The sequence below is a fragment of the Stenotrophomonas sp. STEN046 genome, assembly GCF_056759755.1.
Genome location: NZ_JBRRDR010000002.1, coordinates 111,992 through 130,820, shown reverse-complemented (window position 1 = coordinate 130,820; position 18,829 = coordinate 111,992). Strand labels below are relative to the sequence as shown.

Sequence of the window (18,829 nt, the reverse complement as noted above, 5' to 3'; positions counted from 1 at the left end):
GCCGGAGAACCTAACGAATGTCCGACACGGCACTGTTGCGCATCGGCATCCTGGCCGCCGGCCTGCTGTTGGTCGCTGCGATCTTCCTGTTTGGCCGTCCGAAAAAGAAGCCCCAGGGGCGTCGTCTGGACAGCGCCGAACCGACCAGCGGCGAACGCCGCGAACCGGTACTGGGCGAGGACGGCGTGCCGCTGGCTGATGGCCGCCAGGAGCCTGGCATGGGCGACGAAGGCGAGCAGGCCGAACTGGGCCTGACCGACCTTGATGGCGCAGCCAGCGATCTGGGCAAGCGCGCGACGCAGGATTTCGACAAGATCGTTTCGCTGTTCGTGGCCGCCCGTGCCGGCGAGCAGCTGCGCGGCGAAGACATCGTCGTGGCGGCCGAGAAGACCGGCCTGGTGTTTGGCCACATGAACGTTTTCCACCGCCTGGTGGAAGGGCATCCCGAGCGCGGGCCGATCTTCTCGATGGCCAGCATCATGAAGCCGGGCAGCTTCGACATGGCCAACATCCGCGCCATGGAAACGCCGGCCATCGCCTTCTTCCTGACCCTTCCAGCGCCGCTGACCGCGCTCGATGCCTGGGAAAAAATGCTGCCGACCGTGCAACGCATGGCCGAGCTGCTGGACGGCGTGGTGCTTGATGACAGCCGCAACGCGCTGGGTCGCCAGCGCATCGCGCATATCCGCGATGAGCTGCGCGCCTATGATCGCCAGCACCAGGCGCCGCCGCTGACCAAGACCCCGCGCTGGTAAAGTCATTTTTTCGGTGTGCCGACCAACGGTCGGCACCCACAACAGTAGATCCACGCCATGCGTGGATGCGGTCTACACCGGTACGCCAGCCACCTTCGCGAACGCGCTGCGGAAGGCGGTCATCTCTTCTTCGGTACCCACCGTAACGCGCACCCGCTGCGGCCAGATGGGCCAGCTGCGCCCGATCACCACGCCGTTGTCCGCCATGGCCTTGGCGAATGCGGCGCCGTCGCGCTGGACATCCACTACAAAACAATTCGCTTCCGACGGCAGGCAGTCGAACCCGCGCTTGCCCAGCCAGGCAATCGTGGCCTGCCGGGCCTTGGCATTCTGCAGCCGGCGCTGCGGGATCAGTTGGGGGTCGCGCAGGCTGGCCAGCGCTGCTGCCAGCGCCGGAACCGGCAGCGGGTTCTCGCCCAGGCTGGCCAGTTCGCGCAGCCGGTCGGGGTGTGCCGCCGCCACACCCAGACGCAGGCCGGCCATGCCGTACAGCTTGGAGAACGTGCGCAGCACGATAAGGTCGTCGCGCCGGGTCACCTGTGCAATCTGGCTGGGCTGTTCGCTGTACTGCAGATAGGCCTCGTCCAGCAGCACGCGGGTGCTGGCGGGCTTGTTGGCCAGCAGCCAGTCCAGCTCGCTGGCAGAACTGATCGAGCCGGTGGGGTTGTTGGGATTGCACACGTACAGCAGCCCGACTGGGCGTGCATGTGCGGCCGCCACCATGGCGCGCAGGTCGTGTGCGCCATCGCTGCGCAGTGGCACCTTCTGCACGTGCGCGCCGCGCGCGGCCGCCATCTCACCCAGTGTCTCGAAGGTCGGGTCGGCCACCACCAGGCCGGCCTGCGGGCCGGTCCACAGGGTTGCCGCACGGTTCAAGGGTTCGCTGGAGCCGGGGTAGAGGCGCACATGGTCGGCCGGAATGCCGGCCTGGGCGATGAAGGCATCGCGCACCTCGCCGGCCAGCGCGAAGCGGTAGCGGCCGCAGCTGGCGATGCTGTCCCGCGCCGCCTGCTGGGCGGCCGGGGAGGGGCCATACGGGCATTCGTTGAAGTTCAGCAGCACCGCGCCGTTGGAGGCGGCCGGTGCCGCTGCAGACGCAGGCTGCGCATGGCCAAGGCGGGGCAGGCCGCTACCGGCAACGGCAAGGCCGGCGCCGGCCAGCTGCAGGAAGTGACGGCGGGAGGCGGGCAGGGTCACAGGTGGAATTCCGCAGGGCGACCGCCGCACGCTAGCGCCGCCGGGTGCGGGCGGCAAGGGCTTCCGGCTCACATTGGCAGCTGTAGAATTCCACAATTGCCTCAACTAGCAGCCCTTGGAACATGAACAACAGTCCCGCCGAGCGTGCGGCCGAATTGCGCCAAATGATTGCGCAGGCACAGTACGAATACTCTGTTCTAGATGCTCCAAGCATGTCTGATGCCGAATACGGAAGGCTGGTTCGACAGCTAGAGCAACTTGAGCGACGTCATCCAGAAATAGCCCAAGGTCGCGCCGTCTCGCCAGAGGCGCGAGCACGAGCGCTTCGTCGCATTATCGATCAAGCTAATCATGCTTACCATGATCAGGATGCGCCGATCATTCCTGATGTTGAGTATGACAAGTTTGTGCGTGAGCTCGAACTGCTGGAGGCAACGCATCCAGAGCTAGTGGTGTCAAATTCTCCAACTGCAAAGGTTGGCGGGGAGGCATTCGCCTCTTTCCGAAAGGTTGCACACAGTACCCCGATGCTCTCTCTGTCCAACGCTTTTGACGAGTCAGAAGTGCGGACGTTTGTAAAGCGCATCGAGGGTGTGACGAAGCGGTCTCGGTTGGAGTTTTCAGTTGAGCCGAAGTTTGATGGGTTGGCTATCAGTCTGGTCTATGTCAACGGTGAGTTGAATCGCGCCGTCACTCGTGGTGATGGCCGAGTCGGCGAAGACGTAACCGAGAACGTTCGAACGATTGCAGACGTGCCGAAGAAAATTGCCTCCATCAATTTTCCTTTGAGAATTGAAGTTCGAGGAGAGGTCTATATGACTCACAAGGGCTTCAACGATTTCAATGAAAGGGCTCTGCGCGAAAGGCGAAAGCCACTGGCAAATCCGCGCAATGGCGCAGCAGGATCGCTCCGTCAACTCGATCCTAAAGTTACAGCCGGTCGCCCACTTTCTTTCTTCACGTATGGTGTAGGAGATGTGGAGTTTGCCAAGGATCTTTTCCGTGAAAGCGAGGACTGGCATGAGCTTTCGCACTCAGACATGTTGAAGGCCTTGGCGGCTTGGGGATTTCCCGTAAACGAGCATGTCGGTACCGCGATTGGTCTGGAGGGACTACTCACCTACTACGAATCAATGGGTTCGCTCCGAGAAGACCTTCCATTCGATATTGATGGAGTTGTCTACAAGCTAAACGACAGAGCTGGACAGCGGCAGATGGGCTTCGTAGCGCGCGCCCCGCGCTGGGCCATCGCGCACAAGTTCCCTGCGCAGGAACAGAGCACCACGCTGGAAGCCATCGAAATCCAGATCGGCCGCACCGGCGCCGCCACCCCGGTGGCGCGCCTGGCGCCGGTTGCGGTGGCGGGCGTGATCGTCTCCAACGCGACCCTGCACAACGCCGACCAGATCGCGCGGCTGGATGCGCGCGTCGGCGACAGCGTGATCGTGCGCCGTGCGGGCGATGTCATTCCGGAAGTGGTGAGCGTCATCCTCGACCGCCGCCCGCAGGGCACTACGCCGTGGCAGATGCCGACGCGCTGCCCGGTGTGTGGCTCGGAGATCGTGCGCGAGGAGGGGGCAGCTGCGTGGCGTTGTTCGGGCGAACTGTCCTGCCCGGCGCAACGCAAGGAAGCCATCGCGCACTTCGCCTCGCGTCGCGCAATGGACATCGACGGCCTGGGCGATAAATACATCGAAACCCTGGTCGATGCAGGCATCGTCAAGAGCGTGGCCGACCTGTATCGGCTTACCCGCGACCAGCTGCTGCAGCTGAAACTGGTACTGGACGCCGAGGATCCTTCGGCACTGGCTGCAAGCCTGAAGCTGCACCTGCCGGCCGAAGGCAGCGGTGCGGTGCTCAACGCGGTGCTGAAACTGGATGGCAACGATCCGGGCTGGCGTGCGCAGGCGCTGGCACAGCCGGCCGCCTTCGAATGGAATACCAGGAAGATTGCAACCAAATGGGCCGACAACCTGATTGCGGCAATCGATGCCAGCCGCGATGCCAGCCTGGAGCGCCTGCTGTTCGCACTGGGCATCGAGCATGTGGGTGAAAGCACGGCCAAGGCGCTGGCGCAGTGGTTTGGCGATCTGGAACTGATCCGGCGCCTGCCGTGGCCGCTGTTCAAGCGCGTACCGGACATCGGCGGCGAAGTAGCCCGCTCGCTCGGTCATTTCTTCGAGCAGCAGGGCAACCAGCAGGCCATCGATGATCTGTTGCAGGTCGGCCAGGTGCGCATCAGTGACGTGCATCCGCCGAGCGCCAAACTGCGTGATGGCCTGGATCTTGCCCAGCTGCTGGTCGAGGCGGAGATTCCGGGGATCACCCGCCTGCGTGCGGAGAAGCTGGTGGCGGCACTGCCCAGTGCGCAGTCGGTGCTGGATGCCGAGCATGGCCAGTTCGTCAACGCCGGCCTGCCCGATGACACCGCGCGGGGCGTTGCGGCATGGCTGGACACTGAGGGCCATGGCGCGATGCTGCTGGCCGCCGAAGCGGAGATGAAGCACATCCTCGCCGCTGCACCGGCGCTGGCCGAGGTGGTGGCCGGTCCACTGGATGGGCAGACCGTGGTGCTGACGGGCACGTTGGCCCAGCTCAATCGCGATGCCGCCAAGGAACGCCTGGAGGCACTGGGCGCCAAGGTGTCCGGCAGCGTATCGAAGAAGACCAGTTTCGTGGTCGCCGGCACCGAGGCCGGTTCCAAGCTGGACAAGGCGCAGTCGCTGGGCGTGCCGGTATGGGACGAAGAGCGCCTGCTGGCCTACCTCGCCGAACACGAATGATGAACAGGCCAGGCGCGCAGGCGCCTGGCATGCAACCGCAAAGGAACCCCGATGCAGACCGCCCCGCTGGATTTCCGCCTGGCCACCCGTGCCGACGAGGAACTGCTGATCGCACTGATGCGCGATTTCTACGCCGAAGACAAGATCGCGTTCGACGATGCACGCGTGCGTCGTGGCGTCGATGCGCTGCTTGCCGATCCGCGCAACGGCGAGGTGCTGCTGTGGCTGGATGAAGCAGGTGATGTGGTGGGCTACGCGGTCATCGCGATGGGCTTCAGCCTGGAGCAGGGCGGTCATTTCATGCTGCTGGACGAGCTCTACCTCAGCCATCGCGCGCGCGGTCGCGGCCGTGGCAAGCGCGCGCTGGCCATCTGCGAGCAGCGGGCACGCGGGCGTGGCGTCAGCCGCCTGCGGCTGGAGGTCAACCACCACAACGAACTGGCCCGCCGCCTGTATCTTGCCAGTGGTTACATCGATGACACCCGTGACCTGCTGACCCTGCCGCTGGATCACCCGCGTCCGGAGGGCATCCTGTGAGCGCGGCGCTGCTGCGCAACCTGCAACAGCGGGCCGCGCTCAATGCGCTGGCGCGGCGCTTCTTCGCCGAGCGCGGCGTGCTGGAGGTGGAAACGCCGATCCTGTCGGTGGCCGGCAATACCGAGCCGAACATCGACAGCTTCCACACCGATTTCAGCGGCCATGTGGATGCCGGTGGCCGCCGCCGCTGGCTGCGTACCTCGCCGGAGTTTCCGCTCAAGCGCCTGCTCGCTGCGGGTATCGGTGATTGCTACGAGCTCGGCCGGGTCTTCCGCAACGGCGAAGCTGGCGGCCGCCACAATCCCGAATTCACCATGCTGGAGTGGTATCGACTGGGCTGGGATCACCATCGGCTGTTGCAGGAAACCGCCGAGCTGGTGCAGCAGGCGCTGGCGCTGGTGGATCGCAGCGCGACGCTGCGCGTGGTGAGCTACCGCGAGTTGTTCCAGCAGCACGCAGGCGTGGACCCGTTCGCTGCCAGCGAGGCAGAACTGCGCGCTGCGCTGGGCGAGGTGCACATCGATCCGGTCGGGCTGACCCGCGACGATTGGCTCGATCTGCTGATGACCCATCGCATCCAACCACACTTCGATGACGCGGTCATGACCGTGGTCCACGATTGGCCAGCCAGCCAGGCCGCGCTGGCGCGCATCCGCCCCGGCACGCCGCCGCTGGCCGAACGTTTCGAGTTGTACCTGGGGCCGGTGGAACTGGCCAACGGCTATCACGAACTGAACGATGCGGCTGAGCAGCGCGCGCGCTTCCAGCACGATCTGCAGCGCCGGCACGCACGCGGCCAGGTGCAGCCGGCAATGGATGAAGCCCTGCTGGAGGCGTTGCCGGCGATGCCTGCCTGTGCCGGTGTCGCCGTTGGCATGGATCGGCTGCTGATGGCGATGCAGCGGACGGCGCGCATCGCCGACGTGCTTGCATTCGATTTTGCCCACGCGTGACCGGCCAACTCACCATGAACGTCGCAGGCTGAACGGAAACGGCCTTTTGCACGCTTGATTCACTAAGCGCGATGATGCTCTTATCACAGTCGATACCGCACACTTTCGACGTGGTTCATCTGTTCATGGGGAAGGTTTTGGTCAAGTGGTTCGCAGTCGTAGCGGCACCGATGTACTCCATGGCGATATGGGGTGGCCTGCTTCCGTCGACGGCATCTGCGCAATCGCCCGGCTACGACGGCCAGGTGGTGACCTGCGAATCGCGCGACATGGGCTGGGTGCATTGCGATATCGATGTCAGCAATGGCGTCGACCTGATCCGCCAGTTGTCCAGCAACAGCTGCATACGCGGCAGCGAGTGGGGCACCGATCGTAGTGGTGTATGGGTCACCCTGGGTTGCCGCGCCGAGTTCCGTGCGCGCGCCGCCGAAGGCGTGGCCGCGTCCACTGGCGATGGCCGCAAGCGGATGGTGCGACGGGTGGTGCGTTGCGAATCCAATGGCCGCCCGCAGAGTTGCCCGGTACGCCTGGACGGTGCACCGGTGCGGTTGCTGCGGCAGCTTTCTGTGCTGCCATGCCGCGAAGGCCAGGGTTGGGGCTACAAGCGCAACGAAGTGTGGACCACGCGCGGCTGCCAGGGCGATTTCGAAGTGGCCGACGAGCAGGGGCGTTTCGTGGATATGCCGCGCCGCCTGACCTGCGAATCCAAATCCAGGAAGCGCCGCTTCTGCGGGGCCAGCATCTCCACCAGCGCCACCGTTTCCAGGCAGATTTCCGGCACGCCGTGCGAAGAGGGCAGCACCTGGGGCTGGAACCGCAATGGCGTCTGGGTCGATGGCGGCTGCCGCGCCGAATTCTCGGTGAATTGAGCGCCCGCAGGCTCCAACCACGCAGGGCCTGGCCCTACAATGGGGCCATGAACACTGCCACCGACCTCGACTACGCCCGTTACGACCACATCCGCCCGATCCTGTGGACCGGTGATGCCCTGCAGCTGCTGGACCAGCGCAAGCTGCCGTTCGTGGTTGAGCATGTGGCCTGCCATGACAGTGATGAGGTTGCCGCCGCCATCCATGCCCTGACCGTGCGCGGTGCGCCGGCCATCGGCATTGCCGCCGCCTGGGGTGTGGTGCTGGCCGCGCGCACGGTGCAGGCTGCCGATGGTGCGCATGCGCTGCAGCAGCTGGAACCGGCCCTGCAGCGCCTGAACGCCTCGCGCCCGACCGCTGTCAATCTGGCCTGGGCGCTGGCGCGCATGCGCCGTTGCCTGAGCGCGGCAGGCGCCGACTGGAAGGCGCTGCTGGAGGCGGAGGCACAGGCCATCGCCGAGGAAGACCTGGCCGCCAACCGCCATATGGGCGCGCTGGGTGCAGGCCTGATCGAGGCCGGCAGCGGCGTGCTGACCCACTGCAACACCGGTTCGCTGGCCACCGCGGGCTTCGGCACCGCGCTGGGCGTGATCCGCGCCGGCATGGCCCAGGACCGCATCGCGCGCGTGTTTGCCGGCGAAACCCGGCCGTGGCTGCAGGGCGCACGCCTGACCGTCTGGGAACTGCAGCAGGACGGTATCGATGCAACCCTGATCGCCGACTCGGCCGCTTCGCACCTGATGAAGACCGGCGCGGTGCAGTGGGTGATCGTCGGTGCCGACCGCATCTGTGCCAACGGCGATACCGCCAACAAGATCGGCACCTACCAGCTGGCCATCGCCGCCCGCCACCACGGGGTGAAGTTCATGGTCGTGGCACCGTCCTCGACGGTGGACATGGATACCGTGGATGGCAGCCAGATCGAGATCGAGCAGCGCGACCCCGGCGAGCTGTACGGGGTGGGCGGCACGCGCACCGTGGCCGAGGGCATCGCCGCCTGGAACCCGGTGTTCGATGTGACTCCCGGTGAGCTGATCGACGCCATCGTGACCGAGCGCGGGGTGATCCTGAACCCCACCGCCGGGAACATGCGCGCTGCCTTCGGCGGCTGAGCCGGGCCGGTCGCCGATGCCTGTGGAGCCGAGCCCATGCTCGGCTCAGCGGGCCATTCCACCGCACCCGGGCATGGGCTCGGCGCGGCAAGGGCTGCTGAACCCCCTAAGTTCCTGATTTGTGCCGGTAAAATCCCGGTAAACAGCGGCGGGAAACGCCCCGTTGTGGTAGAATCCAGCGGTTGAATCGAGGTTCCGGTGCGACCGCCTGTGGCGGATGCGCCGGACTGGACCGCTACCAGACAACGGAACCCGAATGGCAGAAACCGCCAAGGAAATCATCCAGGTCAACCTGGAAGACGAGATGCGCAAGAGCTACCTCGATTACGCCATGAGCGTGATCGTGGGCCGCGCGCTGCCAGATGCGCGCGATGGCCTCAAGCCGGTGCATCGTCGTGTGCTGTTTGCGATGAATGAACTCAACGCGCACAGCAACAAGCCCTATTTCAAGTCGGCACGTATCGTCGGTGACGTCATCGGTAAGTACCACCCGCATGGCGATCAGTCGGTGTACGACACGCTGGTGCGACTGGCACAGCCGTTCTCGCTGCGTTACATGCTGGTCGATGGCCAGGGTAACTTCGGTTCGGTCGACGGCGACTCCGCTGCGGCGATGCGATACACCGAGGCGCGCATGTCGCGGCTCGCGCATGAGCTGATGGCGGACATCGACAAGGAAACCGTCGATTTCCAGCCCAACTACGATGAAAAGGAACTGGAGCCGACGGTCATGCCGACCCGGTTCCCGAACCTGCTGGTCAATGGTTCGGCCGGCATCGCGGTGGGCATGGCGACCAACATCCCGCCGCACAACCTGACCGAATCGATCAATGCCTGCATCGCGCTGATCGACAATCCGGAAATCGACATCGACGGCCTGATGGAGTACATCCCGGGCCCGGATTTCCCGACCGCAGGCATCATCAACGGCACCGCTGGCATCATCGCCGGCTACCGCACCGGCCGCGGCCGCGTGCGCATCCGTGCCAAGGCGGACGTCGAAGTGGCCGACAACGGCCGCGAGTCGATCATCGTCACTGAAATTCCTTACCAGGTGAACAAGGCGCGTCTGATCGAGAAGATCGCCGAGCTGGTGAAGGAAAAGAAGATCGAAGGCATCAGCGAGCTGCGCGATGAGTCCGACAAGGACGGCATGCGCATCTACATCGAAATCAAGCGCGGCGAGTCGGCCGAGGTTGTGCTCAACAACCTCTACCAGCAGACCCAGATGGAATCGGTGTTCGGCATCAACATGGTGGCGCTGGTCGATGGCCGCCCGCAGTTGATGAACCTCAAGCAGATGCTGGAGGCGTTCGTCCGCCACCGTCGCGAAGTGGTCACCCGCCGCACCGTGTTCGAGCTGCGCAAGGCGCGCGCCCGTGCCCACGTGCTGGAAGGCCTGACCGTCGCGCTGGCCAACATCGACGAGATGATCGAGCTGATCAAGACCTCGCCCAACCCCGGTGAAGCACGCGAACGCATGCTTGCACGCCTGTGGGAGCCGGGCCTGGTCGGGTCGATGCTGGGCGCCGCCGGTGCCGAGGCGTCGCGTCCGGACGACCTGCCCAAGGGCGTGGGCCTGATCGAAGGCGGCTACCAGCTGACCGAGATCCAGGCCACCCAGATCCTGGAAATGCGCCTGCACCGCCTGACCGGGCTGGAGCAGGATCGCCTGACCGAGGAATACAAGCAGCTGCTGGAAGTGATCGCCGGGCTGATCCACATCCTGGAAGATCCCGACCGCCTGCTGCAGGTGATCCGCGAAGAGCTGATCAGCGTCAAGGCCGAGTTCGGCGACGAGCGTCGTACCGAAATCCGCCACAGCGAAGAAGACCTGGACATCCTCGACCTGATCGCCCCGGAAGACGTGGTGGTCACCGTCTCCCACGCCGGCTACGTGAAGCGCCAGCCGGTGAGCGTGTACCGCGCGCAGCGCCGCGGTGGCCGTGGCCGCAGTGCAGCGTCCACCAAGGAAGAGGATTTCATCGAACAGCTGTGGCTGGTCAACACGCACGACACGCTGCTGACCTTCACCAGTTCGGGCAAGGTGTTCTGGCTGCCGGTGTACCAGCTGCCCGAAGCCGGTTCCAACGCCCGCGGCCGTCCGATCATCAACTGGATTCCGCTGGAACCGGGCGAGCGCGTGCAGGCCGTACTGCCGGTGCGTGAGTACGCCGATGGCCAGTTCGTGTTCTTCGCCACCAAGAACGGCACGGTCAAGAAGACCCCGCTGGGCGAGTTCGCCTTCCGTCTGGCCCGCGGCAAGATCGCGATCAACCTCGACGAGGGCGATGCCCTGGTCGGCGTCGGCCTGACCGATGGCGAGCGCGACATCCTGCTGTTCGCCTCCAACGGCAAGACCGTACGCTTCGGTGAAGACAAGGTCCGTTCGATGGGCCGTACCGCTACCGGCGTGCGCGGCATCAAGATGCCGACCGGCGAAGAAGTGGTCAGCCTGATCGTGGCCGAAAGTGCCGGTGGCATCGAGGACGAGAGCGAGGACGACAACGGTGTCGAGGAAGCGGTCGCCAGTGGCGATGCAGTGATCGAAGGTGCCGACGACGCCAATCTGCAGTACATCCTCACCGCCACCGAGAACGGCTACGGCAAGCGCACCCCGCTGCCGGACTACCCGCGCAAGGGCCGCGGCACGCAGGGCGTGATCGGCATCCAGACCACCGAGCGCAACGGCAAGCTGGTCGCCGCGGTGCTGATGGGTTCGGATGACGAAGTGCTGCTGATCTCCGATGGCGGCACCCTGGTGCGTACGCGTGGCTCGGAAATCAGCCGTGTCGGCCGCAACACCCAGGGCGTGACCCTGATCCGTCTGTCCAAGGACGAGAAGCTGCAGGCCGTGGAGCGCATGGATGCCTCGATCGACGAGGACGAGGACGAGGTGGCTGTCGCCGCCCCGGCCGCGACCGACGGCGCCCCGGCTGCTGCCAGCAGCGAGGACGCCGCGCAGGAGTGATCCTGCCGCGCGCTTGAGGTACCCGACGACGCCGGCCTTGTGCCGGCGTCGTCGTATCCGATGCCTGCACATACGCGCGCGCTTCACATCGGCGGTGGGATAACGGCGCATGCTGCCCCCGGAGATCGACGATGTCCGCCACGCCGCAGTCTGCTTCCGCGCCCAGATCCCGCCATCCTCTCGCCACCGTCCTGTCGCTGCTGCTGATCGTGCTCGGTCTGGTCATCGGCGGGCTCGGCGCGTGGCTGCTCAGCCTGGGCGGCTCCTGGTACTACGCCATCGCCGGCCTGGGCCTGCTGGTAACCGGCCTGTTGCTGTGGGGCAATCGCCGCAGCGCTGCGCTCCTGTATGCGCTGGTGTTCATCGGCACGCTGCTTTGGACCTGGTGGGAGTCGGGCAGCGATTACTGGCGCTGGGTGCCGCGGCTGGGCCTGGTCACAGCCCTGGGCATCGTGCTGGCGCTGTTGGGGCCAACGCTGCACGTACCGGTTCCACGGCGCCTTTCGCGCAGCGTGGCCGGTGTGTTGATGCTGGTGTTTGTCGTCGCCTTCGGGCTGGCCTTCGCGCCGCACGGTGCCGTCGACGGGCATCAGCCATTTCCGGAAGCGGCGGCCAGTGCCGGGCTCGCTCCCACCCGCGACACCACCGGCCTGCAGCCTGCCGACCAGCCTGCCGAAGGTGACTGGCCGGCCTGGGGCCGCAGCAACGCGGCCACCCGGTTCTCGCCGCTGCAGCAGATCACCCCGGCCAACGTCGGCAACCTGCAGTTGGCATGGCAGTTCCGCACCGGCGATCTGCCGAAGAAGCGCTGGGGCGCGGAAACCACACCGCTGAAAATCGGAGATCGCCTGTACCTGTGCACCGCGCGCAACCGGCTGCTCGCCCTGGACGCTGCGACAGGCAAGGAACTGTGGCGCTTCGACCCGAAGGTCAAGGACGCGGCAATCCCGTACACGGCCGCCTGCAGGGGCGTGTCCTACTACGAACAACCGAGTGCACCGACCTACGCCGATGCCGCGCTGGCCGACGTGGCCGCCGACCTTGCACTGCCCGCCCCGCCGCCGACGATCGCCAGCCGCAGTTCCGTGCCGGGCAGTCGAGCAGCCTGCAGTGCACGCATCATTGAAGGCACGCTGGACGGCCGCATCATCGCGGTGGATGCGGACAGCGGCCATCCGTGCGCCAACTTCGGCAACAACGGCCAGGTCGACATCACCCTGGGCATGGGCGAGGTGCCACCGGGTTATGTATCGATCACTTCGCCGCCGGCGATCGTGCGGGGTGTCATCGTCACCGGCCACCAGGTGCTGGATGGGCAGCGCCGCGATGCACCGTCAGGTGTCATCCAGGCCTACGATGCAATCACCGGCAAACTGCGCTGGGCCTGGGACATGGACCAGCCCGAGCGCAGTGGCCTGCCGCCGCGCGAGCAGACCTATACGCGCGGCACACCGAACATGTGGACCACCGCCACCGCTGATGAAGCGCTGGGCCTGGTCTATCTGCCGCTGGGCAATTCCGCAGGTGACTACTGGAGTGGATCGCGCACCGAAAACCAGAACAGGTACGCGACCTCGCTGGTGGCCATCGATGTAGCCACCGGCAAACCGGTGTGGCACTTCCAGGCCGTACGCAAGGATGTCTGGGATTACGACCTGGGTTCGCAGGCGAGCCTGATCGACTATCCCACGGCATCGGGCAAGGTGCCGGCGATCCTGCTGCCGACCAAGCAGGGCGACATCTACATCCTGGACCGTCGCAACGGCCAGCTGCTGACCCCGGCCGAGGAGCGCAAGGTGCCTGCAGGCGGAGTCGAACCCGAGCAGCGCTCGCCTACGCAGCTGTTCTCGCTGTACCACACGCTGCGCCGCGACAATGCGCTGACCGAACGTGACATGTGGGGCATCACCCCCATCGACCAGCTGGTGTGCCGCATCCAGTTCCGCAAGGCGCACTACGAGGGTTTCTACACGCCGCCCAGCAGCGATCACCACTCCATCGAATACCCCGGCTACAACGGTGGTTCGGACTGGGGAAGCGTGGCCATCGACACGCGGCGGGGGGTGATCGTGGCCAATTACAACGACATGCCCAATTACAACCGGCTGGTGCCGCGCGCCGAGGCCGATCGCAAGGGCTGGTTGCCGCGCGAGCAGATCCGAGCGGACAAGGGCGGTGCGGAAGGTGCGGGCGATCCGCAGGTCGGCACGCCCTATGGCATCGACGTCAACGCCGGCTGGCGGCTGCCGTTCACCGGGCTGCTGTGCAAGCAGCCGCCCTATGGCGGCATCCGCGCCATCGATCTGCGCAGCGGCAAGCTGCTGTGGGACCGACCCTTCGGCAGCGCGCGCGGCAATGGACCTTTCGGCATCCGCTCCGGTCTGCCGATCGAGATCGGCACGCCGAACAATGGTGGATCGGTGGTGACCGCCAGTGGCCTGATCTTCATCGCCGCCGCTACCGACGACCTGCTGCGCGCCATCGACCTGAAGACCGGCAAGGAGCTGTGGCACGCCAAGCTGCCGGCGGGCGGGCAGGCCAACCCGATGGTGTACGAGCAGGGCGGACGCCAGTACGTGGTGATCGTCGCCGCCGGACACCATTTCATGGAAACCCCGAACGGCGATTACGTGATGGCCTTCGCTCTGCCGAAATAGCGGCTGCCCGCCTGAATACGGCATACGGGGCTATGACCGCTGTCGCTGAAGTTGCGCTGGCGATCGGGCAGCATCCATCATCGGAACATGACGGGGCCGGCCAAAGCTCCCATGGAAGGAAACGCATGCTGAACTCTGAACGCCTGCCGGGGTGTGCCACCCGGTTGTTGGCAGGACTGCTTCTGCTTGGCCCGTGCCTGTGGGCAAGCGCGCAGACCTCACCCCAGCCCGCCGTGCGCAAGATGCCCAGTGGTGCCGAATTGATCGCTGGCGATGCGCGCTATCTGAGCCCCGCCCACGCGCCCTGCATGGCGGCCGCGGGTAACGCGCTGGACGCCCAGCGTCGTTGTGCCGACGCTGAATTCAAGGTGCACGACGATGCGCTCAACGCCGCCTACAGCGCGGCGCGCTCCACGCTGACAGCCAGTGGCCAGCAGGTGCTGCGCGACCTGCAGCGGCAATGGCTGCGCCAGCGCGACAGCCGTTGCCCGGAAGGTGGCACGGCCGTTGCCCAGCTGGATGCACAGCAGTGCCGCACGCACATGACCCTGCTGCGTGCGCGCCAGTTGCAGGGCGGCGGCGCGGCGGCGCTGGTGGCTGAAGCCAAGGCGGCCCCGGCGGCCGCGCAGGTCGTTGTGCATACCGTCGATGCCGCGCCCGACAAACAGGGCAGGATCGTCCTGCGGCCCGGCGAGGGCAGGATCACGCCTGCACTGCAGGTGGTCTTCCAGGTGGCCGACTGCAGTGGCACCGACAACGTGACGACCTGCCAGGTGCGCAGCATGAGCGTGACCCGTGGCGGGCGCAACGTGGCGGTCACGGGCGTGCAGCCGCGCCTGACCCGCGCCGGCGCCGACGCCCTGGGGGCGGCCGCCGTGCTGCTGACCGCTTCGGATTTCAATGGCGATGGCGTGCTGGACCTGCAGGTGTGGCAGGACAACAACGGCGTCTACAACGTTCCGCTGCATGCGTTCTACCTGTTCGATGCCAAGGGCAAGCGCTATGTGCGCGCCAAGGCACTGGAAGCGGCCATCGGCGGACGCGACATCGACCATATCGACAAGGGGCGGTTCGTGCTGCGCGCGAAGGTCAGCCCGTGCGAGCGCGAGGACAAGGTCATCGAGCTGCGCGGAACCGAGCCACGCACGCTGCTGCAGCGACGCTATGACACCTGCAAGGGCGAAGCCCCTACCGAATCGGATCTGCTGAAGTAGGCCGTCCCCTGACGAACGGATGCGTTCCGGAACTGGAGAGCTGAAGGATGAGCGAAGGCTATGGAAAAGGTGGGGTGGGCTTCGGCCTGACCCGGGACCAGTCGGTCGAGATGATCGTGCGTACCTGCATCGACAACGGCATTACCGACCATCGGCAGATTGCCTATGTGCTGGCCACGGCGCAGCACGAATCGCGTGATTTCGCCGCACCCGAGGAAGACTGGGGCAGGAAGCAGGCGGTGGATCTGCGCTACTTCGGTGGCGAGGAGTATTACGGCCGGGGCTTTGCCCACCTTACCCACGTCAACAACTACGAGCGGCTGGGCGAGGCGCTGGGCATGGGCCGCGAGCTGGTCGAGCATCCGGAACGGGCAGCCCAGGCGGAAATCGCCACCAAGGTGCTGGTGGTGGGGATGCGCGATGGCATGTTCGGTGCGCGGCTGTCCGACAACGTCGACGCCAACCATGCCGACTACCGGCAGGCGCGGGCCTCGGTCAATGGCGGTGAGCTGATCAACGGCAGTCCTTATCCGGACGCCATCGCCACGCTGGCCACTGGATGGGAATCCCAGGTCGCCGGCCTGGTCCAGCGTGTGCAGCAGCCAGGCTTCCAGATGCCGGTGCCGACCCTGCAGGCGCCCGCCGGGGCGATGGACCTGCACCGGGGCGACGCCAACCAGCAGGTGCTGGAAGCACAGCAGTACCTGCAGCGGCTGGACATCCGCAACAACGCCAATGCCGCGATCAAGCCCGACGGTGATTTTGGCGCCTCCACCGAGCAGGCCGTGCGCCGCTTCCAGACCGAGCGGGGCATCAGTCCGGCCAATGGCCGCATCGACGATGCATTGCTGGAGCGCATGCGCACCGACACGCTGGCGGTCGATCCGGACTTCAAGCGCCTTACGGTGACCGACCTGACCGGGCCGCTGGCCGACAGCAACCTGGGGCCCGGTGAGAAGGGCGAGCCGGTGTTCGAGATGCGCCGCCAACTGGAAGCGTTGGGGTACCTGACCGAACCGAATCCACGTGTCGAGCGCGAGGCGCGCACGTTTGATGCCGGCATGCAGACGGCCATGCGCACCTTCCAGCAGGACTACGGCCTGCCGTTGCGCCCGGGCGGCATCATCGACGCGGATGCGCGCCGGCAGTTGAACGATGCTGCCGTCGCTCGCGAACATGCGCCGACCACCGAGTTCGACCGCGCAGAGAACTGGCCGCCGCAGCGTCCGCCCTATACGCGGGCGGAGTTCCAGCCGGAGCAGGTGCAGGCGCGGCAGCAGGCGGCGGCGAATCCGCCGGTTGCTGGTCCGGCTCCACAGGAACCCGCGCCGCAGCGCAGTGGTGTGGAATCGCTGTCGCCCAGGGACGCCGGGCTGTTCGAGCGCATCCGCCAGGGGGTACCTGGCAGCATCGGCGACGAGCACGTGATGCAGGCGGTGCTGGAATCCAAGCGCAATGGCATCGACGATGCCGGGCGCGTCGACCGGGTGATGATGGCCGGAGATCGCCTGTGGGTTGCCGGGTTGATTCCAGGTGAGCGCGCCAGCGTGGATACGGCGCAGCCCGCGCGCTCGATGGAGCAGACCGTGAATGATCTAGCCACCGACAACCGGCAGCGCGAGCACCAGCTCGCCCTCGACAGCCGCCAGCATGAGAACCGCGGGCCTTCAATGGCCTGAGCCTGCGGCAGCGACGTGCCCGCTGCGGGTCCGTCGCTGCCGCCAGGGGTTACAGCGTCACCACCACCTTGCCGATCTGCTCGTTCGATTCCAGGTAGCGGTGTGCCTCCTGGATCTGCGCGAACGGAAACACCTTGGCGATCTTCGGGGCCAGCGTGCCCTTGTCCAGGCCATCGACAATGAAAGCCTTGGCACGTGCCAGCGCGGCATCGTCACCGACGATTTCCGAATACAGGTAGCCCTTCAGCGTCAGCGACTTGCCCAGCACGTTGAACAGCGGGAACGGGGTAGGCTCGCTGCTCAGTGCGCCGTACTCCAGCAGGATGCCGCCACGGGCCATCGCCTCGGTCAGCGGCACGAACTGCGGGCCACCGATCGGATCGAACACCACGCGGGCACCGGCGCCTTCGGTGATGCGTGCCACTTCGGCCGCCAGGTCCTGTTCCTGGGTGGCAATGACGTGGGCGGCGCCGGCATCGAGCAGCGCCTGGCGCTTGCCCGGGCCACGGGTGACTGCGATTGGTGTGGCACCCACCGCATTGGCGATCTGGATCGCGGCCAGGCCGACACTGCTGGAGGCAGCGGTGATGATGACGAAATCGCCGGCAGCCAGATGCGCCTGCTCCAGCAGCGCACCCCAGGCGGTGACGTACTGCATCCACACCGCAGCGGCAGTTTCGAAGCCCAGCGCCTGCGGATGCTTGACCACCAGCCGTGCCGGCACGTTGGCCAGTTCGCCATAGGTGCCCCAACGGGCGATATCCAGCGGCGGGATCACGCTCACCGCATCGCCGGCAGCGAAGCCGGTCACCTCGCTGCCCACGGCTTCGACCACGCCGGCCGCTTCGTAACCGAGGCGACTGGGGAACTGCGCCTGCTGCAGATAGGCGCCATTGCGGAACATCACCTCGGCGCGGTTCAGGCCGATCGCCTTCACCCGGATCTGGATTTCGTCGGCGGCGGGGGCGGGCACCTCGATGTCATCGATGCGCAGCACATCGGCGCTGCCATATTCGTGGATGCGAACAACCTGGGTCATGGGGGTCTCCAATGGGTAGGCCGGCACGCGGCCGGGCAGGGAACAGGTGCCTACTGTGCGCGTGGTTGCCGGGTGCGGAAAGGGGTAATCTGGGGTTTCATTGGAAAACAATCGTTTGCAATGGACCTGATCGCACCGCTGCGCAGTTTCACCAAGGTGGCCGAGATCGGCTCGTTCGTCGCGGCGGCCGAGGCGCTGGACCTGTCGCCGCAACTGGTCGGAAAGCATGTGCAGGCACTGGAGCAGCATCTGGGCGTGCGCCTGCTCAACCGCACCACGCGCAAGCAGAGCCTGACCGATTTCGGGCAGGCCTATCTAGCGCGTGCGCGGGTGATCCTGGAGGAAGTGGAAGCTGCCGAACGGTTGGCCGAGGTCGCGCGTGGACGGCCGATGGGGCGGTTGCGGATCAGTGCGCCGGTGACCTTCGGCGTGCACGCGCTGGGGCCGGCGGTGGTGTCCTACATGCAGCAGTACCCGGACGTGCAGGTTGATCTGAACCTGTCCAACGGCCTGGTGGACATCGTCGAGGACGGTTACGACCTGGTGTTCCGTACCGGCGATCTGGCCGACAGCGGATTGGTGGCGCGACGGCTGGGGACGTACCCGCTGGTGCTGTGCGCATCGCCGGCTTACCTGGCATCGCGCCCGGCCATCGCGCACCCATCCGATCTGAGCCGTCATGAGTGCCTGGGGTTCGCGCATTCGATCATCCGCACCCGCTGGAGTTTCCGCGACGCCGACGGCACCGTGCTGACCGTGCCGGTATCCAGTCGTTTCATGGTCAACCAGGCCGAACCCCTGCTGACCGCGGCCGTGGGTGGGTTGGGATTGATTCTGCAGCCCCACGAAATGCTGGCAGCGGCAATGGCCCGTGGTGAGCTGGTGGAAGTGCTGCCGGCGTTCGTGCCGGTTTCGACCTGGATCAACCTGCTGTACCCGCGCGATCGTCAGCTGACACCCAAGCTGCGCAGCTTCCTCGACTTCTGCATCGCCTGGTTCAACGAACAGAGCATGGCGCGGCGATAGCGCAGCTTCGGTTAGCATTCCTGCCACTACCTGCGAA

General features: G+C 66.0%; 13 protein-coding genes. 11 read left to right on the top strand and 2 right to left on the bottom strand.

The features are described from left to right. Positions 1 to 17: 17 nt before the first annotated feature. Entirely contained in the window at positions 18 to 755 is a 738-nt protein-coding gene (gene zipA, locus ACVOLJ_RS01935; RefSeq protein WP_481563317.1) for a cell division protein ZipA, read from the top strand. A 72-nt stretch (positions 756 to 827) separates the two neighbouring features. Here the strand turns inward: zipA and ACVOLJ_RS01930 are convergent, their stop codons facing one another. Continuing rightward, positions 828 to 1,952 (bottom strand): pyridoxal phosphate-dependent aminotransferase, encoded by a 1,125-nt coding sequence (locus ACVOLJ_RS01930; RefSeq protein WP_481563316.1) that lies wholly within the window; start codon positions 1,950 to 1,952, stop codon positions 828 to 830. Positions 1,953 to 2,230: 278 nt separating this feature from the next. Between ACVOLJ_RS01930 and ligA the strand changes: the two genes are divergently transcribed. The 9 genes from ligA (at position 2,231) to ACVOLJ_RS01885 (ending at position 16,727) form a co-directional block, all read left to right on the top strand. Further along, the gene (gene ligA / locus ACVOLJ_RS01925; RefSeq protein ID WP_481563355.1) at positions 2,231 to 4,735 is read left to right on the top strand and encodes an NAD-dependent DNA ligase LigA; all 2,505 of its coding nucleotides are present in this window, start codon (positions 2,231 to 2,233) and stop codon (positions 4,733 to 4,735) included. Positions 4,736 to 4,786: 51 nt separating this feature from the next. Next, complete coding sequence (locus ACVOLJ_RS01920) at positions 4,787 to 5,272, top strand: N-acetyltransferase family protein (RefSeq protein ID WP_475280594.1); 486 nt, start codon at positions 4,787 to 4,789, stop codon at positions 5,270 to 5,272. Further along, positions 5,269 to 6,225 carry an EF-P lysine aminoacylase EpmA gene (epmA, locus tag ACVOLJ_RS01915; protein ID WP_481563315.1) on the top strand — a complete coding sequence of 319 codons (957 nt, stop codon included), beginning with the start codon at positions 5,269 to 5,271 and terminating at the stop codon, positions 6,223 to 6,225. Before ACVOLJ_RS01920 ends, epmA begins: the two co-directional genes overlap by 4 nt. A 137-nt stretch (positions 6,226 to 6,362) precedes the next feature. Beyond that, entirely contained in the window at positions 6,363 to 7,094 is a 732-nt protein-coding gene (locus tag ACVOLJ_RS01910) for a DUF3011 domain-containing protein (protein WP_475280662.1), read from the top strand. A 47-nt stretch (positions 7,095 to 7,141) separates the two neighbouring features. Next, positions 7,142 to 8,206: an S-methyl-5-thioribose-1-phosphate isomerase gene (mtnA, locus tag ACVOLJ_RS01905; RefSeq protein WP_481563314.1), complete on the top strand. Its 1,065-nt coding sequence runs from the start codon at positions 7,142 to 7,144 to the stop codon at positions 8,204 to 8,206. A 256-nt stretch (positions 8,207 to 8,462) separates the two neighbouring features. Beyond that, entirely contained in the window at positions 8,463 to 11,177 is a 2,715-nt protein-coding gene (gene gyrA, locus ACVOLJ_RS01900) for a DNA gyrase subunit A (protein ID WP_475280592.1), read from the top strand. Between the two features lie 131 nt (positions 11,178 to 11,308). Further along, the gene (locus ACVOLJ_RS01895) at positions 11,309 to 13,834 is read left to right on the top strand and encodes a membrane-bound PQQ-dependent dehydrogenase, glucose/quinate/shikimate family (RefSeq protein WP_481563313.1); all 2,526 of its coding nucleotides are present in this window, start codon (positions 11,309 to 11,311) and stop codon (positions 13,832 to 13,834) included. Between the two features lie 125 nt (positions 13,835 to 13,959). Continuing rightward, on the top strand, positions 13,960 to 15,048 hold the full coding sequence (locus tag ACVOLJ_RS01890; RefSeq protein WP_481563312.1) for a lysozyme inhibitor LprI family protein: 1,089 nt from the start codon (positions 13,960 to 13,962) through the stop codon (positions 15,046 to 15,048). Between the two features lie 47 nt (positions 15,049 to 15,095). Further along, the gene (locus ACVOLJ_RS01885) at positions 15,096 to 16,727 is read left to right on the top strand and encodes a peptidoglycan-binding domain-containing protein (RefSeq protein WP_481563311.1); all 1,632 of its coding nucleotides are present in this window, start codon (positions 15,096 to 15,098) and stop codon (positions 16,725 to 16,727) included. Positions 16,728 to 16,776: 49 nt separating this feature from the next. Here ACVOLJ_RS01885 and ACVOLJ_RS01880 read toward each other — a convergent pair whose 3' ends face one another. After that, entirely contained in the window at positions 16,777 to 17,766 is a 990-nt protein-coding gene (locus ACVOLJ_RS01880) for a zinc-dependent alcohol dehydrogenase family protein (protein ID WP_481563310.1), read from the bottom strand. A gap of 120 nt (positions 17,767 to 17,886) precedes the next feature. Between ACVOLJ_RS01880 and ACVOLJ_RS01875 the strand changes: the two genes are divergently transcribed. Next, the gene (locus ACVOLJ_RS01875) at positions 17,887 to 18,792 is read left to right on the top strand and encodes a LysR substrate-binding domain-containing protein (protein ID WP_481563309.1); all 906 of its coding nucleotides are present in this window, start codon (positions 17,887 to 17,889) and stop codon (positions 18,790 to 18,792) included. Positions 18,793 to 18,829: the final 37 nt, after the last annotated feature.

Bases quoted from the DNA above. Each gene is read 5' to 3' on its own strand.
- zipA (WP_481563317.1), top strand. From the start codon at position 18: ATGTCCGACACGGCACTGTTGCGCATCGGCATCCTGGCCGCCGGCCTG.
- ACVOLJ_RS01920 (WP_475280594.1), top strand. From the start codon at position 4,787: ATGCAGACCGCCCCGCTGGATTTCCGCCTGGCCACCCGTGCCGACGAG.
- mtnA (WP_481563314.1), top strand. From the start codon at position 7,142: ATGAACACTGCCACCGACCTCGACTACGCCCGTTACGACCACATCCGC.
- gyrA (WP_475280592.1), top strand. From the start codon at position 8,463: ATGGCAGAAACCGCCAAGGAAATCATCCAGGTCAACCTGGAAGACGAG.
- ACVOLJ_RS01895 (WP_481563313.1), top strand. From the start codon at position 11,309: ATGTCCGCCACGCCGCAGTCTGCTTCCGCGCCCAGATCCCGCCATCCT.
- ACVOLJ_RS01890 (WP_481563312.1), top strand. From the start codon at position 13,960: ATGCTGAACTCTGAACGCCTGCCGGGGTGTGCCACCCGGTTGTTGGCA.
- ACVOLJ_RS01885 (WP_481563311.1), top strand. From the start codon at position 15,096: ATGAGCGAAGGCTATGGAAAAGGTGGGGTGGGCTTCGGCCTGACCCGG.
- ACVOLJ_RS01880 (WP_481563310.1), bottom strand. From the start codon at position 17,766: ATGACCCAGGTTGTTCGCATCCACGAATATGGCAGCGCCGATGTGCTG.
- ACVOLJ_RS01875 (WP_481563309.1), top strand. From the start codon at position 17,887: ATGGACCTGATCGCACCGCTGCGCAGTTTCACCAAGGTGGCCGAGATC.